This window comes from Nocardiopsis sp. CA-288880 (genome assembly GCF_050955985.1).
Lineage (GTDB): Bacteria > Actinomycetota > Actinomycetes > Streptosporangiales > Streptosporangiaceae > Nocardiopsis > Nocardiopsis tropica.
In genome coordinates, this window is the sequence record NZ_CP192105.1 from 6,476,363 (window position 1) to 6,493,107 (window position 16,745).

Consider the following 16,745-nt stretch of genomic DNA (forward strand, 5'->3'; position numbering starts at 1 on the left):
CGCTCCCCCTCATCCGATGACCCGGCGCACGAACCTGCCGCCGCGGGTGCCCGTCAGCCAGCGGTACCTGCGCTCCAGGCGCCCGGCCCTCGCCTCCTGCTCCGCGGCCTCCCGCTCGGCGAGCGCCAGCGCGCTCCGCCAGTCCTCCGGGGGGTCGGGCGGCCGGTCCTCCTCCGTGAGCAGCTGCGACTCGCCGTCGATCCAGTGCACGGCGCTGACCTCTCCGACCAGGGCCTCGACCTCCTCCGGCCGGTCCGCCAGCCGACGGGCCCGGGCGAACGCCGCGGTGCGCTCCAGGCGGGGTCCGCCGCGGTCGCTCCCCGGGACCACGGCGCGGAGCAGCCCGGCGCGGGCGCTGTCCGCCTCCTCCACCATGCGGCGGACGGCGTGCCGGGCGAGCGGCAGGCCCGGGGGGAGGAGGAGCCGGAACGGGACGTCCGGGTCCGCCCGCGGCGCCTCCTCGGCGAACACCACCCGCGACTCGCACCGGAAGGCCTCCCGCAGCGCCGCCGTGTCGGGGTCCGGACCGTCCGGGACGGCGCGCCCCCCGGAGCGCGCACGCCGCCACGGCCCCACCAGCGTGATCCGCACATCCGCCGCGTCGCCCCCCAGCAGGCGCTCCACCGTGTCCGACACCGCCCCGAACCGGGCCCCCGCCACCTCCACCACCACGTCCACGCAGGGCACCTGCCACTGCCGGACGCCGGCGCCCCGGCGCACGCCGAGCCGGGGGATGCGGTTGCCGACGAAGGGGACCCTGTACCGGGCGCCCTCCGCCTTGCGGAGCTCCATCTCCGGGAGGCCCAGGTGCCAGCTGCTGCTGTCGAGTTCCGGGACGAACACCGCGCCGCGCTGCGCCAGCCGGTACGCCAGGTGCGTGTCCTCGCCCAGGAGCAGTTCGGGATCGGTCCCCCCGCACTCGGCCAGCAGCTCCCGGCGCACCGAGCCGGTGCCCCCGATGAAGTAGGAGAACGCCTCGTATCCGGCGGTGCGCAGGTCCTCCTTGCGGTCGTAGGCCCTGCGCAGCCACGCCAGCTCCTCGCCCGGCCCCTCGACCAGGGCCTCCGGCTCCCCGCGGCCGACGGCGCCGGCCACCTCCGCCGGGCTCGGCAGTCCCGTCCCGTGGTCGACGCACCGCAGGTGGCCGGTGACCACGAGGTGGTCGGCGAGGTGGTGCCAGCGCATCTGCGCCTCGACGTGGTCCCGGAAGGCGATCATGTCGGCGTCGAGGAACAGGACCACGTCCGCGTCCGTGGCGGCCGCGCCGGTGTTCACCGCGTGCCCCCTGCCCCAGCCCCCGGGCAGGGCCGGCACGATCCGCGTGTTCGCGGGCCGGAGCTCCGGCATCCTGAGCGGCGGGTCGCTGCCGTCGTCCACGACCACGACCTCCGTGAGCCGTGCCGGATAGGTCTGCGCGGCCAGCGACGCCAGCGTCAGATCGAGCTTCTCCTGCCCGCCGAACGCCCGGACGACCACGCCGACCCCCAGCTCCGGCTCCCACGCGCCCAGCCCGGGCGGCTCCAGCACCGAGTAGTCGTTGTGGCGGATCAGCGGCCGCGGCCCGCGCTCCCCCCGCCCGCGGCGGTCGAGGGCGCCCTCCCGGACGAGCGTCATCCCCTGCTCCCCTCTCTCACGGTCGGCTCCCCGCGGATCTCCAGCGGCGCCGCCCCTCCGGGGGCGTCCGCGGCCTCGGACTCCAGGAGCGCGCTGGGCCGCCATCCCCGGCGCCGCTCCGCGCCGTTGCGGAGGAAGTGGCCCGCGCCGACGTCCCAGGTGTGTCCCGAGGCCCTGCGGCGCAGGACGTAGTTGAGGCCGTGGCCGCGGTAGACGCGGCCGCCGAGGAGTTCGATCCCGGCGAAGAGGCCCGTGTCCTCGGCCGTGCCCACCGGCGGGAAACCGCCGACCTCCTCCACCGCCGTGCGGTCCATGAGGAGGGTCCCCCCTGCGGCCCGCCGCCACAGGCACTCCGTCGGGGCGCTCCGCCGCACCGTCAGGTCGAGGGTCTCGAGGTAGACGAACTCCGCGGCGCTGCCCACGACGTCGGCGCCGGAGTAGCGGCGCGCCAGCACCAGGTCGGCGAGGTGGTCCGGCCCGTACCAGTCGTCGTCGTCCATCTTGGCGACCGCCGAGCCGCTCGCCCGGGCGATCCCCTCGTTCAGCACCGACCCGAGGACCGCGTCCGGGTCGGGCCGGAAGACCTGCAGGGCGCGTCCGGTCCTCCGGAAGGCGGCTGTCGCCTCCCGGACCCCCGGGGCGTCCTCGCCGAACCCGTGCAGCCCGAGGACCAGCTCCACCTCCACACCGCGCTGGCGGGCCACCTGGCGCAGCGCGAACCCGAGCATCTCCGGCCGCCGGGTGCACAGCACCACCGACACCGCCGGGTCGGGCGGTCCCCCGACGCCGGCCGCCGCCCCCAGGTCCCTCCACCGCGCGCGCACGCCGTGGGTTCCCAGGGCCGCCCGGCGCAACCGGACGCTGTGCTCCTCCCGCGCCAGTCCGTCCGCGAGCTCGTCCGCTCCGACCGAGGCGACCAGCGCGCACAGGTCGGCCCCGAGGCACCGGGCCCACGGCGGCACCGGGCCGCCGACGAGCGGAACCCCCGCCGCGGCCAGTCCGGCCACCGCCCGCACCGCCGCCAGCGGACCGCTGTGCCGCCCCCACTCCACGTCCACGGCGCGCAGGTCCCGCAGCCGGGCGACGTCCACGTCGGTCACGGTGCCGTCCTCGGGCACCCGCCACCGCACCGATCCCCCCGAGACCAGGACCCAGCGCCCGCCCCGGGAGACCAGGCGTCCCACCTTCGGGCCCGCCCGGCCGACGAACCCGGTCGGGTTCACCGTCCGCTCGTCGACGGGCGGCACGTCCTCCACCCGGAAACGGCCGTGGACCGTGCCGCCCGGCCGCCCCGCGACCGCCCACGAGGACTCCTCCACGCTCAGTCGGCGGACACCGCCTCCCCTCGCGCCCTCGGGGACGACGGGGCCGCCGGGCTCCGCGGGCCCCACCCGCAGCACCACGTCCGCCTTGAGGGGATCGGCCACCCGGGCGCCGCCGGGGCACCACAGGCCCGCGTCCGCGCCCAGCACCGCCACCGCCGGGACCGGTGCGGCCCCCGGCCGGCCGCCGACGACCCCCCGTGCCAGAGCGCCCGCCACCCTGTGCACGGACACGGGGTCCTCGAAGCACGCCTCGCACGACCAGCCTCCGCCGGCCAGGCGCCGCACACGCAGCTCCAGAAGCTCCGACCACTCCCCCGGCGCCGGCGCCACCGGGACCGGAGGCCCCTGGTGGGAGGGGACCTCCAGGAGGACCACCACCACGAACGGCGCGGGCGGCAGGACCCCGAGGGGGACGAGCGCCCTCCTCAGGTCGGTCGCCGTCGCGGCGACGACGGCGACCACGCCCGCGTGCGGATCCGCCGGTCCGGCTCCCGCCCCGGCTTCCCCGACGACGACCCGGTCCAGGTCGACCGCCCTGTCCCCGGCGCCGAGGGCGAGCTCCCCGACCGCTTCCGCGGCCGCGGCGCCGGTGTGGCAGACCAGGGTGGGGAGGGAGCCCCGGAGCCGCAGGGCGTCCGCGAGCTCTCCCCCGGTCACGAGGCGGCCCGGGCCCGGACCGCGTCCGCGGAGGCCCCTGCCCCGAGGACGGCGTCGGACCGCTCGGCCGGCGCCCTCCCGCGTCCCTGGCCCCGCGCCCCGTGGTCCTCCCCGGGGATGACCAGCGCGCCCGGGGCGCAGCGGTCGAAGAGGTCCGGGACCGCGTCGACCCCCTTCGCCCCCGCCACGCGGGTGAGGTGCAGGAGGTCGATGCCGTGCAGCCCGTCGAGGTCCGAGGCTCCGCGCACCTCGACGACCCCGGAGAGCCCGTGCGCGGCGACCATGGCCCGGACCAGGCCCGCGCACCGGGGGTCGCTCTCCAGCGCCACCAGCCTCCCGGCCCGGAACCGGCGGAGCGCCAGGCCCAGCCAGAGCGTGGACGCGCCGCTGCCGACCTCCACCACCAGGTGCGGACGCCGGTCCCGCACGGCCCGGACGACCCGCTCCACCGTCTCGGGGGAGACCCCGTCCTCCCCGGGCGCCGGCATGGGCGCGTCAGGACCCAGGAGCGCCTCCAGCTCGCGGACGGCCCTCGCCTCCGCCGGGGTCCCCGGCTCCCGCACGGCGGGGACCGCACGCTCCCCGCCCCCTCCCGCGGACGCGTCGCACAGCGCGCGCACCGATTCCTCCATCCGCGCGAGGCGGCCGGTCAGGTCGTCGGCGCGGGCGAAGAGCTCGGTCCGGTTCTCCCCCGCGATCTCGGCGATCTCGCGCGCGTGCCGGTCGAACCTGAGCCGGAGCGACCGCAGCTGCGCGGTGTTGCGCCGCACGAGGAGCGCGAGGAGCCCGACCGCGCCGAAGGCCCCGGACAGGGCGGTGAGGTGGAGCGCGGACCGGATGTCGACCACCCCGTACGCGAGCATCACCAGGAGCGTTCCCGCCCAGACCGCTGCGGCCGCCCCCAGCGCCACCGCGAACCGTCGACGTGGAAAATGCAATTCAATCCCCCCGGCATCGAGTCGAACTATGGAGGCGGAATCCAGGACAGCGACTCCGCCGACACCCGAACCCGTTCGAGAAGGACTCCACAAGCGCGAATCCGGACGGACACGAGCACCATGACCAGCGATATCCTTGCACAGGAAAAGAAATAACCTTCACATAACACGAGGCCGGAGCCCCCTTCGGCCCTTCTCCGCGCACTCATCAGGCACACCCGGGACATTTCCCAAGGAAAATCATAAAAGGTGACATTCGTGGCCGGGAGCGGCTTTTCTCCCCGGTTGTCGCGGGGCGCCGCACCGGCCTTCCGCGTGCGGGACGCCGCGCACGGAAAAGGGCCGCTCCCACCGATCGGTGGGAGCGGCCCTCCGGGCCGTGCCGTGGTCGCGGCGCGGCCCCGCCGGGGGCCGGGGCCCGCCCGCCGCCTAGTCCTCCAGGTCGATCTGGCGGCTGATGTCCGCGTCGATCTCGCCCGAGATCGACGACAGGATCTCCTCGGGCACGGCGGAGTCGACGGTGAGCGCGATCAGCGCCTTGCCGCCCTCCTGGTCCCGGATGACCTGCATCCCCGCGATGTTGACGTCCGCGTCGCCCAGCAGGGCGCCGACCTTGCCGACGACGCCGGGGCGGTCCTCGTAGGCCAGGAACACCATGTGCTCGGCCAGGCCGATCTCCATGGTGTAGTTGTTGATCTCGACCAGCTTCTCGATCTGGCGCGGGCCGGTCAGGGTCCCGGACACCGACACCCGGGTGCCGTCGGCGAGGACGCCGCGCACCGAGATCAGGTTGCGCCAGTCGCTGCTGTCGTCGCTGGTGACGAGGTTGACCTCGACACCGCGCTCCTTCGCGAGCAGGGGGGCGTTGACGAACGTCACCGTGTCCTCGACCACGTCGGCGAACACGCCCTTGAGGGCGGCCAGCTCCAGGACCTTCACGTCGTGGGCGGCGATCTCCCCGCGCACCTCGACGTCGATGCGGCTGGCGATGGTGCCCGCGAGGGAGGTGAAGACCCGGCCGAGCTTCTCGGTGAGGGGCAGGCCCGGCTTGATCTCCTCCGCCACGCCGGTGCCCTGCACGTTCACGGCGTCCGGCACGAACTCGCCCGACAGCGCCAGCTTGACCGAGCGCGCGACCTGCGTGCCGGCCTTCTCCTGCGCCTCCTCGGTGCTCGCGCCCAGGTGGGGGGCGACCACGACGTTCTCGAACTCGAAGAGCGGGCTGTCCGTGCAGGGCTCCTTGGCGAACACGTCGATGCCCGCTCCGGCGACACGGCCGTCCTTCAGGGCCCGGTACAGCGCGTCCTCGTCCAGGATGCCGCCGCGCGCGGCGTTGATGACGCGCACCGTCGGCTTGACCTTGCTCAGCGCCTCGTCACCGATGAGGCCCAGGGTGTCCTTGTTCTTGGGCAGGTGGATGGTGATGAAGTCGGAGCGCTCCAGCAGCTCGTCCAGCGTGGTCATCTCCACACCGATCTGCGCCGCGCGGGCGGGCTGCACGAACGGGTCGTACGCGATGACCTTGGTCCCGAAGGCCGACAGGCGCTGCGCCACGAGGGCGCCGATCCGGCCGAGGCCGACGACGCCGACGGTCTTCTCGTACAGCTCGACACCGGTGTACTTGGACCGCTTCCACTCGCCGTTGATGAGGGCGTTGTGGGCCGGGGCGGTGTTGCGGGCGCTGGCCAGCAGCAGGTTGATCGCCTGCTCCGCGGCGCTGATGATGTTGGAGGTCGGGGCGTTGACCACCAGGACGCCCGCCTTGGTGGCGGCGTCCACGTCCACGTTGTCCAGGCCGACGCCCGCGCGGGCGACCACCTGGAGCCGGGAGGCCGCGGCCAGGGCCTCGGCGTCCACCTTGGTCGCGCTGCGCACGATCAGGGCGTCGACGTCGGCGAGGGCGGGCAGGAGCTCGGACCGGTCGGCGCCGTTGACGTGGCGCACCTCGAAGTCCTCTTCGAGCAGCGCGATTCCGGCGGGCGAGAGTTCTTCCGCTACGAGTACGGCGGGTTTGGGCACAACGGTTCCTTTTCGGGTGGTGCGACCCGACCGCGCAGGTGGTTGGCACTGCCCGGATCGGGTGGGACGGCCGATCAAAAGTCTACTGCCCGGGTAGGGAAGCCCGACGGGGGCAGGTGGTGTAGTCCACCTGCCCCCGGTTCACGGGGTCCTCGCCCGGTCCCCTAGGCCTTGAGCCAGCTCATCAGCGGACGCAGTTCGGCGCCCACCTTCTCGATCTTCTCGTTCTGCTCGGCCTCGCGGCGCTTCTTGAAGGTCGGCTGGCCGGCGTCGAACTCGTCCATGAGCTCCTTGGCGTAGGAGCCGTCCTGGATCTCGCCGAGGATCTTGCGCATCTCCTCGCGGGTCTGCTCGGTGATGACGCGCGGGCCGCGGGTGTAGCCGCCGTACTCCGCGTTGTCGGACACCGACCAGTTCATCTTGGAGATGCCGCCCTCGTACATGAGGTCGACGATCAGCTTGAGCTCGTGCAGGCACTCGAAGTAGGCGATCTCCGGCTGGTAGCCCGCCTCGACCAGGGTGGCGAAACCGGCCTTGACCAGCTCCTCGGTACCGCCGCACAGCACGGCCTGCTCACCGAACAGGTCGGTCTCGGTCTCCTCGGTGAACGTCGTCCGGATCACGCCCGCCTTGGTGCCGCCGATGCCCTTGGCCCACGACAGCGCCAGGTCCCAGGCCTGTCCGCTGGCGTCCTTCTCGACCGCGACCAGGCAGGGCACGCCGCGCCCGGCCTCGAACTGGCGGCGGACCAGGTGGCCCGGGCCCTTGGGGGCGACCATGGCCACGTCCACGCCCGCGGGCGGCTTGATGAGGCCGTAGCGGATGCTGAAGCCGTGGCCGAAGAACAGGGCGTTGCCCTCCTCCAGGTTCGGCGCGATCTCCTCGGCGTACAGGTCCCGGTGGATGTGGTCGGGGACCAGGATCATGATGACGTCGGCCTCGCGGGTGGCCTCCGCGGGGGTGACGACGCGCAGGCCCTCCTCCTCGGCCTTGGCGCGGCTCTTGGAGCCCTCGGCGAGGCCGACCCGCACGTCCACGCCCGAGTCGCGCAGCGACAGCGCGTGCGCGTGCCCCTGGCTGCCGTAGCCGATCACGGCGACCTTCTTGCTCTGGATGAGCGCGAGGTCCGCGGCGTCGTCGTAGTACATCTGTGCTGCCACTTGGGAATGCTCCTTGTTCTTGCGTACGTGTGGGGTCGGGGTGGGCGGTCGTCCGCGCCCGCCCGCCGGTCGGGAGGGCCCGCGGCTCCGGCGCCCTCCCGGGCGCCCGGCGGCCTCAGGCGCTGCGGTCGACGGTGCGGAGGGAGCGGTCGGTGATCGACCGCGGCCCGCGGCCCAGGGCGACCAGCCCTGACTTGACGAGCTCCCTGATGCCGAACGGCTCCAGGTTCCTCACCAGGGCATCGAGTTTCTCCGGGTCGCCGACGGCCTCGATGACGACGACGTCCGGGCTGACGTCCACGATGTGCGCGCGGAACAGCTCGGCCGTCTGAAGCACATGGGTGCGGCTCGACGCGTCGGCCTTGACCTTGACGAGCAGGAGCTCGCGCCGGACCGACGCGGTGGCGTCCATCTCCACGATCTTGACGACGTTGACCAGCTTGTTGAGCTGTTTGGTCACCTGCTCCAAGGGGTGGAGGTCGCAGTTGACCACGATTGTCATCCGGGACAGGCCTGGGTACTCGGTGGTGCTGACACTGAGTGAGTCGATGTTGAAGCCGCGGCGGGAGAAGAGGGAGGAGGCGCGGGCGAGGATCCCCGGGGTGTCCTCCACCAGAACGGAAAGCGTGTGACTGCTCATGGTGGTTCGGCCTTCTCCTCTTAGTCCTCGTGTTCCCAGTTCGGCGCCATGTCGCGCGCGTACTGGATGTTGTCGTTGCTGACGCCGGGGCCGACCATCGGCCAGACCATGGCGTCGTGGTTGACCGTGAAGTCCACGACGACGGGTGCGTCGTCGATCGCCATGGCCTTCTCGATGGTGGCGTCGATGTCCTCGGCGCGCTCGCAGCGCAGGCCGACACAACCGTACGCCTCCGCGAGGCGGACGAAGTCGGGGATCCGGACCTTCTCGTCCCGGGGCGAGGTCTGGAGGTCGGTGTTGGAGTAGCGGCCCTCGTAGTAGAGGGTCTGCCACTGGCGGACCATGCCCAGGTTGCCGTTGTTGACCACCGCGACCTTGACGGGGATCCCCTCGATGGCGCAGGTGGCCAGTTCCTGGTTGGTCATCTGGAAGCAGCCGTCGCCGTCCACGGACCAGACGACCCGGTCGGGGTCGCCGACCTTGGCGCCCAGGGCCGCGGGGACGGAGAAGCCCATGGTGCCGAGCCCGCCGGAGTTGACGAAGGACCCGGGGCGCTCGTAGTCGATGAACTGGGCGGCCCACATCTGGTGCTGGCCGACGCCCGCGACGTAGGTGGCCTCCGGGCCGGCGATCTGGCCCAGGCGCTGGATGACGGCCTGCGGGGAGAGGCTGCCGTCGTCGGAGGCCTCGTAACCCTTGGGGTAGGTGGTGCGCATGCGGTTGAGCTGCTGCCACCAGGCCTCGTAGTCGCCCTGCCGGCCCTTCTCCTGGTCGGCGCGGACGGCCACGACCATGTCCGCGAGGACCTCGCGGCAGTCGCCGACGATGGGCACGTCGGCGTGGCGGTTCTTGGAGATCTCGGCCGGGTCGATGTCGGCGTGGACGATCTTGGCGTCGGGGGCGAAGCTGTCGAGCCTGCCGGTGACGCGGTCGTCGAAGCGCGCGCCCAGGGCGACGATGAGGTCGGCCTTCTGGAGGGCCCCGACGGCGCTGACGTCGCCGTGCATCCCGGGCATGCCCACGAACTGCGGGTGGCTGTCGGGGAAGACGCCCCGGGCCATCAGCGTGGTGACGACGGGGGCGCCGGTGATCTCGGCGAGGACGCGCAGCTCGGCCGCGGCGCCGGCGCGCAGGACGCCGCCGCCGACGTACAGGACGGGGCGGCGGGCCTCGGCGATCATGCGGGCCGCCTCGCGGACCTGCTTGCCGTGGGGCTTGGTGACCGGCCGGTAGCCGGGGAGTTCGAGGCGCTCGGGCCAGACGAAGTCGGCGGAGGCCTGGAGCGCGTCCTTGGAGATGTCGACCAGGACCGGCCCGGGACGTCCGCTGGAGGCGATGTGGAAGGCCTCGGCGATGGTCCGGGGGATGTCGCGGGCGTTCTTGACCAGGAAGTTGTGCTTGGTGATCGGCATCGTGATGCCGCAGATGTCGGCTTCCTGGAAGGCGTCCGTGCCGATCATGGGGGCCGCGACCTGCCCGGTGATGGCGACCATCGGGACCGAGTCCATGTGGGCGTCGGCGAGGGGGGTCACCAGGTTGGTGGCGCCGGGCCCGCTGGTGGCCATGCACACCCCGGGCCGGCCGGTCGCGTAGGCGTAGCCCTCGGCGGCGTGCCCGGCCCCCTGCTCGTGGCGCATGAGGATGTGGCGCACCGCGGCCGAGTCGTAGAGCGGGTCGTAGGCCGGGAGGATGGCACCGCCGGGAATCCCGAAGACAGTGTCAACGCCGACCTGCTCCAGCGACCTGATCAGCGATTGGGCGCCGGTCATCTGCTCGGTCATCTCAAGATCCTTCAGCGAGGTTCCAGAGCGGTGCTGGGGCTCTGGCTTGGTGGGTCTGGTCCCTGCCTGGCAATAAAAAAACCCCCACCGCCCTGTGGCGGTTGAGGGGTGGCGCGCAGCAGAAGAAACTCAGTGGGCTGCGCGCCGACCAAGTACGAGGATCAGGGAGGTGTTCTGCACGTTGACCACATTGGCCGACGGAGGGGCCGCCCGTCAACAAGAACGACATAATGTCTCATTATATGAGACTCATATGTCAGCATGCGACCGCCCCCCTCGCTGAGAAGCCCTTCTGAACTGGACGAACCACCACAAGACCCCCGCCGCGTGTAACACAGAACACGTGGCGGGGGTCGTGTGCGACCGGGGGTCGAGGGCGGGACCGGGGTCAGAGGTTGACCCCGGCCTCCCCCCCGACGAGGGACTCGACGCCGCTCGCGGGCATCGGGCGGGCCACCAGGAAGCCCTGGCCGTGGTCGCAGCCCATGGCCCTCAGCTGCTCCAGCTGCTCGGGGCGCTCGATGCCCTCCGCCACCACCTGCACCCCCAGGTCACGGCCCAGCTGGATGATCGTGTGGGTGAGCAGGGTGACCGTGTCGTCGCGCCCGAGGTCGGCGATGAAGGACGGGTCGATCTTGATCGCGTCCACGCTGAGCCGCCGCAGGTGCGCCAGCGACGCGTAGCCCATGCCGTAGTCGTCGATGGCCAGCCGCACGCCCAGCTCCCGGAGCTCCGCCAGGCGCTGCACCGCCTCGCCGCCGTCGTCCAGCAGGACCTCCTCGTCCACCTCCAGGGTGAGCACGTCGGAGGACAGCCCCGTCTCGGCCAGGACGCCGGCCACCGTCTCCATGAAACGGGGCGACAGGACCTGCTTGACGGACAGGTTGACCGACAGGCCGATGTCCCAGTCCGAGAGCCGCCAGACCGCGACCTTCTCGCACGCCTCGCGGAGGATCCACTCCCCCAGCGGCACGATCAGCCCCGACTCCTCGGCGGCGCCGAGGAACGCGTCCGGACCGACCGCCTCCCCGTCCCGGTCCCAGCGCACCAGCGCCTCCACCGAGGTCACCTGGGAGGTGCCCAGGTCCACGACCGGCTGGTACTCCAGGAAGAAGTCGCCGTTGGCCAGCGCCTCGCGCAGGCGTATCTGCAGCTCCAGGCGGGAGACCACCATGTCGTGCATGTGGGCGGCGTAGACCTCCACGTGTCCCGCGCCGCGCTCCTTGGCCCTGGTCATGGCCACGTCGGCGTTGCGCAGCAGCTCGCCGCTGTCGGTGGTGGGCTCCGCGAAGGCCACCCCCGTGCTGGCGGTCAGCATGATGTCCCGGTCGGCCACCTGGAAGGGCTCGGAGGCGATCACGCGGCCCAGGCGCTCGGCCAGGTCGACCACCCGCTGCGCCCGGGGCACCCCCTCCACCAGGACCGCGAACTCGTCGCCGCCCCAGCGGGCCAGGGTGGCGTTGGAGTCCACCTCGGCGCGCAGCCTGCGGGCCGCCTGGCCCAGCAGGTGGTCCCCGCGCACGTGGCCCGCCGAGTCGTTGACGGACGTGAACCCGTCCAGGTCCAGGAAGATCACCGCGATGTCCTCGGCGGGCTCCTCGCTGATCGCCCTGTGCGCCAGCACGTCGCTGGCCCGCTCCTCCAGGTACGCCCGGTTGGGCAGCCCGGTCACCCCGTCGTGGAACGTCAGGTGCTCCACCTCGTCCTGGAGGGCCACCTGCGCGCTGATGTCGCGGGTGGTCACCAGCAGGCGGTCGGGCTCCCCCGGCTGCTCGTACAGGGAGGCGGTCGACTCGGTGTGCCGCCAGGTCCCGTCGGCGGCCCGCACCCGCAGCCGCAGGTGCACGCCCTGCGAGCCGCGCTCGGTGAACAGGTCCGTCACGGCCTTCGTGCGCGCGAGGTCCTCGGGGTGGATCAGCGCGGTGACGGGCGCGGCGAGCACGTCGTCCAGGCGGTAGCCGAACGCCTCGGCCGTCCCCGGGCTGACGTAGAACACGCCCCCGTCCCGGTCGAGGATGAGGATGACGTCCCCGCTGTTGCGCGCCAGCTCGTGGAAGTGGCCCTCGCGGTTGCGGACCATGCGGGCGAGGGTCGCGTTCTCCTCCAGCATGCCCAGGACCCGCACCAGGAGCACGATCACGGCGGTCCCCGCCGCCAGCGGGAGCACCGGCGCCACCCCGGACAGCCGGACCCCGGCCACCGTGAGCACCACGGCGGCGACGGCCACCGCCCCCACCGCCGCCAGCTCCGGCGCGAACCGGTACAGGCCCCTCCCCGTGATCCGGCGGGGGTCGGCGCCCGGCCGGTGCTCGATCAGCCACGGCAGGGCGCCCAGGAGGGCGAAGCCCAGGAACTTGATCGGGTGCTCGACGCCCCCGGCGATGGGGACCCCGGTCAGGCGGGTGAGCGCGCCGATCATGTCCGAACCGGCGATGACGATGAGCGCCCCGATGGCCAGCAGCACCGCGCGCCGCGTGCTGTGCGGCGACATGAACACCAGCGGGACGAGCAGGCACAGGACGACGATGTCGGCGACCGGGTAGACCAGGGCGAACCCCAGGAACCCGGCGCCCTCCCCGAGCTCCTCGTAGAGGGGGGAGAACAGCAGCAGCCAGACCACGGAGAACACCGCGGCGGCGCACACGTAGCTGTCGGTGATGTGGCGCATCGCGGTGCGCAGCCCGCCCGGCCAGGGGGCGAACCGGGTGAACCCCACCACGAAGAGTGGCAGCGCGGCGAGCGCGAAAAGATCACCCAGCGTGAGCGAGAGCACCGAACTGGAACTGAAGAGCCGGGTCAGACCGTGAGTGACGCCACCCGCGCACCAGGCGAGCGCGGCGAACCCGAGGTGCCGCAGCGCGGCCGGGCCGTCGGCCCCGTCGACGTGCGCGTCGCGGTCGGCCCCGGTCGCCGCCCAGCGCCGCGAGGCCAGGAGCAGGGAGAGCCCGGCGACGCCCGCGGCCAGCGCCGTGGGCCACTCGGCGAACGCCGCGGTGACGGTGGTCGACCCCAGCGGGACGAACGCCGCCGCCACGTAGACCAGGAACAGCACGCCCAGGCCGAAGGTCCACAGACGGCGTGCCCGGGTTCCCATCACCGACCTCCCCGCGGGCGTGTCGCGACCGTCGCGGCACGCAGCCGCCGTCGCGCTCTCTCCTCGTACATGGAGCACCCACCTCGCGTCGTTCGAGTACCGGCGCGGCACAGCGCCAGGTACCGCGGTCTGCCGCCCGGGTTCTCGCGGGACCGGGACGAGCCCGGTGGCGGGGCGGTCGGAGCGACCGCGCACACCCCCGTGCGTCGCAACCCTACGCAACCAAGGTCACACAGCGATTGAGGACCGGATGAGAGATGACGACAGAATGGTGACCCAGAGTCACCATGGCGCGCGGGCCTCGCGCCGCGCGCGCGACGCGCCGTGGGCCCCCCTCCCGGCCCGCCGCGCCCCGGCGGCGCCGGGACCCGCCGCACGGCGGGCGGACCGGCTCCGGGAGGGACCGGGCCGGTCGTCGCCCGACCGGCCCGGAAGGGGGTCATGCCCCGGCGAGCCTCTCCAGGATGAGCTCCCGGGCGCGTCCGGCGTCGGCCTGGCCCCGGGTCGCCTTCATGACGGCGCCCACCAGCGCGCCGGCCGCGGCGAGCTTGCCGCCGCGCACCTTGTCGGCGGCGTCCGGGTTGGCGGCGATGGCCTCGTCCACGGCGGCGCCCAGCGCGCCGTCGTCGCTGACGACCTGGAGGCCGCGCGCCTCGACGACCTCGTCGGGGCCGCCCTCACCGGCCAGCACGCCCTCCACGACCTGGCGGGCGAGCTTGTTGGTCAGCGTGCCCTCGGAGACCAGGGAGATGATCCGCGCGACCTGGGCGGGCGTGATGGGCAGGGCCCCCAGCTCGACCTCCTGCTCGGTGGCGCGGCGGGACAGCTCGTTGAGCCACAGCTTGCGCGCCTCGGCGGACGGGGCCCCGGCGACCACGGTCGCCTCGACCAGCTCGATCGCGCCGGCGTTGACCAGGTCCCGCAGCTCGGTGTCGCTGAGGTCCCACTCGGCCTTGACCCTGGCGCGCTGGGCGGCGGGCAGCTCCGGCAGTGTGGCGCGGAGCTCCTCGATCCACTCCTCGGTCGGGGCCACCGGGACGAGGTCGGGGTCCGGGAAGTACCGGTAGTCCTGCGCCTCCTCCTTGGAGCGGCCGGAGATGCTGCGGCCGGTGTTCTCCTGGAAGTGGCGGGTCTCCTGCACGACCCTGTGCCCGGCGTCGAGGACGCCCGCCTGGCGCTCGATCTCGGAGCGCACGGCGCGCTCGACGGAGCGCAGCGAGTTGACGTTCTTGGTCTCGCTCCGGGTGCCCCACTCGGCGGTGCCGACCGGCTGGATGGACACGTTGACGTCGCAGCGCATGGAGCCCTCCTCCATGCGCACGTCGGAGATGCCCAGGGAGCGGACCAGGTCGCGCAGTTCGGCGGCGTAGGCGCGCGCCACCAGGGGGGCGAGTTCGCCGGTGCCGGTGATGGGCCGGGTGACGATCTCCAGCAGCGGGATGCCCGCGCGGTTGTAGTCGACGATCGAGTAGGTGGCGCCGTGGATGCGGCCGGTCGCCCCGCCCACGTGGGAGGTCTTGCCGGTGTCCTCCTCCATGTGGACGCGCTCGATCTCCACGCGGAACTCGCGCGGACCGTCGGGGGTGTCGACGGTGACGTCGAGGTGGCCGTCCACGCAGATCGGCTCGTCGTACTGCGAGATCTGGTAGTTCTTCGGCATGTCCGGATAGAAGTAGTTCTTCCGGGCGAACCGGCCCCAGGGCGCGATGGAGCAGTTCAGCGCCAGACCCAGGCGGATCGCGCCCTCGACGGCCTTCTCGTTGACCACCGGGAGGGAACCCGGGAACGCGAGGCAGACAGGGCAGACCTGGGTGTTCGGCTCCGCGCCGAAGCCGGTGGGGCAGGAGCAGAACATCTTGGAGGCGGTGCCCAACTCGATGTGGGTCTCCAGACCGAGGACGGGCTCGTACCTGGTCAGCGCCTGCTCGTAGGCCACCGGGGTGGGTTCGCCACCGCTCTTGGCAGGGCTAGGAGTTACCGCGTGGGCCATCGCCGCAAACCCGTTTCCGTAGAGGACATACCTTCCAGGTCAGCCTACCGAGCGCCCGGGGGTGGAGCGCCCGGCCCCGCGCCGGAGGCGCGCCCGGGACGCGTCCCGGGCGCCGTCCGCTCCCGCGGATGTCACGGCGAGTACACGATTGGGCCGCTGTCCAGGCGTCGACCGATCACCCAGGGTGCTTGAGCGACTAGTCTGTGTTCCCCAGGAAGATGATTTCGCCGGTCGGCCCCGACGGCCCTCCGCCCTTCGCACGGGAGCGCAAGAGCATGTCCGGCATCCTGCGTCGGTGCGCCGCGCTGCTGGCCTCGGCCGCCCTGACAGGCGCTCTGGTCAGCGCACCCGCCGCCGACGCCGACGACTTCTCACGTGTGGACCGCGACCCCGTCGAGGGGGCGGCACTCGTCCTCGCCGACGGCCAGGAGGTCGACACGGCGCTCTTCAGCCTGCGCGTGGCCGACGAGGCCTCGGTCCGCGCCTACGCGGCCCGGGTGGAGGAGGAGGTCCGGCCGCGCACCGCCTACGTCGAGTCGGCGTGGTCGGACAACCCCGGGTGGACGGGGTCCGACCCGTCCCCCGCGCCCGCCGACCGCGCGAACTGGATCGTCTCCCACTCCTACCCGGCGGTCGACCTCGGCCTCCTGGCGCAGGTGACCGGGCTGGTCCAGCTGGACGAGGCCGCGGCCATCGCGGCCACCCAGGCCGCCCTGTGGCACGTGCTGGAGGGGGCGGAGCCGGACCGCTCCGCGAACGACCTCGCGGTCGTCGCCCTCTACGAGTTCCTGGTGGCGGGCAGCGGGACGGCGGCCGACCACACGACCGCACGCTCACTGGAGCTCTCGCCCTCCCACGTGGAGGAGGTCGCTCCCGACGAACCCCTCGGCCCGCTCACGGTGCACAGCTCCGCGGCGGACCCCGTGCAGGTCTCGGTCCGCGGCGCTCCGGCGGCGTGGCTGGTGGACGGGGCCGGCGACCAGGTGACCCAGGCGGACGACGGCGCCGAGCTCTTCCTCGACGTGGACCCGTCGGTCCCGGCCGGGGTGGTGACCCTGCACCTGCTCGGCCAGGACGTGTCCCTGCCGGAGGGGCGCCTGTTCACCGGCCGGGACGGCGTGCGCACGCAGCCGCTGATCACCGCCGAGGAGGTCTCGGCGACGAGCTCGGCCTCCGCGACGTTCACCTGGCACCCCGAGCAGACGGCGGAGCCGAGCCCCGAGGAGACCCCGGAGCCCGCGCCGCCGGAGGAGCCCCCGGTCCTGGGCGGAGCCCCCGACGAGGCTCCCACCGGGGTCGAGAGCCCCGCGGGAACGGATGACCGAATCCCCGGGGAGGGCCTGGCGCGCACCGGCACCTGGCTGTCCGGGCTGCTCATCATCGCGGGCGCCCTGGTGGTGTCCGGCCTGCTCATCCTGGTTCTGGGCCGCAAACGTCGCGGTTGACCCCAGGACTCACGCCTGTCTCACGGTCCCCGATCCATAACTTCGGGTCATAATGCGGATTTGTCCGGGTCGGTTTTTTTCC

General features: G+C 73.1%; 10 protein-coding genes. 1 reads left to right on the forward strand and 9 read right to left on the reverse strand.

The annotated features are described in order from the left end of the window. Positions 1 to 9: 9 nt before the first annotated feature. From ACQPYD_RS27925 to gatB, 9 genes are all read right to left on the reverse strand, one after another. Positions 10 to 1,614, reverse strand: coding sequence for a glycosyltransferase (locus ACQPYD_RS27925; protein ID WP_433698395.1), 1,605 nt, complete (start codon positions 1,612 to 1,614; stop codon positions 10 to 12). Further along, complete coding sequence (locus ACQPYD_RS27930) at positions 1,611 to 3,596, reverse strand: glycosyltransferase family 2 protein (protein ID WP_433698396.1); 1,986 nt, start codon at positions 3,594 to 3,596, stop codon at positions 1,611 to 1,613. Before ACQPYD_RS27930 ends, ACQPYD_RS27925 begins: the two co-directional genes overlap by 4 nt. Next, positions 3,593 to 4,534 (reverse strand): hypothetical protein, encoded by a 942-nt coding sequence (locus tag ACQPYD_RS27935; protein ID WP_433698397.1) that lies wholly within the window; start codon positions 4,532 to 4,534, stop codon positions 3,593 to 3,595. Before ACQPYD_RS27935 ends, ACQPYD_RS27930 begins: the two co-directional genes overlap by 4 nt. Before the next feature lie 429 nt (positions 4,535 to 4,963). Next, the gene (gene serA / locus ACQPYD_RS27940; RefSeq protein WP_344176499.1) at positions 4,964 to 6,553 is read right to left on the reverse strand and encodes a phosphoglycerate dehydrogenase; all 1,590 of its coding nucleotides are present in this window, start codon (positions 6,551 to 6,553) and stop codon (positions 4,964 to 4,966) included. Between the two features lie 164 nt (positions 6,554 to 6,717). Further along, positions 6,718 to 7,713, reverse strand: coding sequence for a ketol-acid reductoisomerase (gene ilvC, locus ACQPYD_RS27945; RefSeq protein ID WP_267946496.1), 996 nt, complete (start codon positions 7,711 to 7,713; stop codon positions 6,718 to 6,720). Between the two features lie 115 nt (positions 7,714 to 7,828). Beyond that, positions 7,829 to 8,353, reverse strand: a complete 525-nt coding sequence (gene ilvN / locus ACQPYD_RS27950) for an acetolactate synthase small subunit (protein WP_344098454.1) — start codon at positions 8,351 to 8,353, stop codon at positions 7,829 to 7,831. A 20-nt stretch (positions 8,354 to 8,373) separates the two neighbouring features. After that, a complete protein-coding gene (locus ACQPYD_RS27955; protein ID WP_433698398.1) occupies positions 8,374 to 10,134 on the reverse strand; it encodes an acetolactate synthase large subunit in 1,761 nt (586 codons plus the stop codon). Positions 10,135 to 10,522: 388 nt separating this feature from the next. Further along, on the reverse strand, positions 10,523 to 13,228 hold the full coding sequence (locus tag ACQPYD_RS27960; RefSeq protein ID WP_433698399.1) for a putative bifunctional diguanylate cyclase/phosphodiesterase: 2,706 nt from the start codon (positions 13,226 to 13,228) through the stop codon (positions 10,523 to 10,525). Between the two features lie 439 nt (positions 13,229 to 13,667). Then, entirely contained in the window at positions 13,668 to 15,164 is a 1,497-nt protein-coding gene (gatB, locus tag ACQPYD_RS27965) for an Asp-tRNA(Asn)/Glu-tRNA(Gln) amidotransferase subunit GatB (protein WP_267946499.1), read from the reverse strand. A gap of 329 nt (positions 15,165 to 15,493) precedes the next feature. Here gatB and ACQPYD_RS27970 point away from each other — a divergent pair, with 329 nt between their 5' ends. Beyond that, the gene (locus ACQPYD_RS27970; RefSeq protein ID WP_433698400.1) at positions 15,494 to 16,663 is read left to right on the forward strand and encodes a Cys-Gln thioester bond-forming surface protein; all 1,170 of its coding nucleotides are present in this window, start codon (positions 15,494 to 15,496) and stop codon (positions 16,661 to 16,663) included. Positions 16,664 to 16,745: the final 82 nt, after the last annotated feature.

Bases quoted from the DNA above. Each gene is read 5' to 3' on its own strand.
- ACQPYD_RS27925 (WP_433698395.1), bottom strand. From the start codon at position 1,614: ATGACGCTCGTCCGGGAGGGCGCCCTCGACCGCCGCGGGCGGGGGGAG.
- ilvN (WP_344098454.1), bottom strand. From the start codon at position 8,353: ATGAGCAGTCACACGCTTTCCGTTCTGGTGGAGGACACCCCGGGGATC.
- ACQPYD_RS27955 (WP_433698398.1), bottom strand. From the start codon at position 10,134: ATGACCGAGCAGATGACCGGCGCCCAATCGCTGATCAGGTCGCTGGAG.
- ACQPYD_RS27960 (WP_433698399.1), bottom strand. From the start codon at position 13,228: ATGGGAACCCGGGCACGCCGTCTGTGGACCTTCGGCCTGGGCGTGCTG.
- ACQPYD_RS27970 (WP_433698400.1), top strand. From the start codon at position 15,494: ATGTCCGGCATCCTGCGTCGGTGCGCCGCGCTGCTGGCCTCGGCCGCC.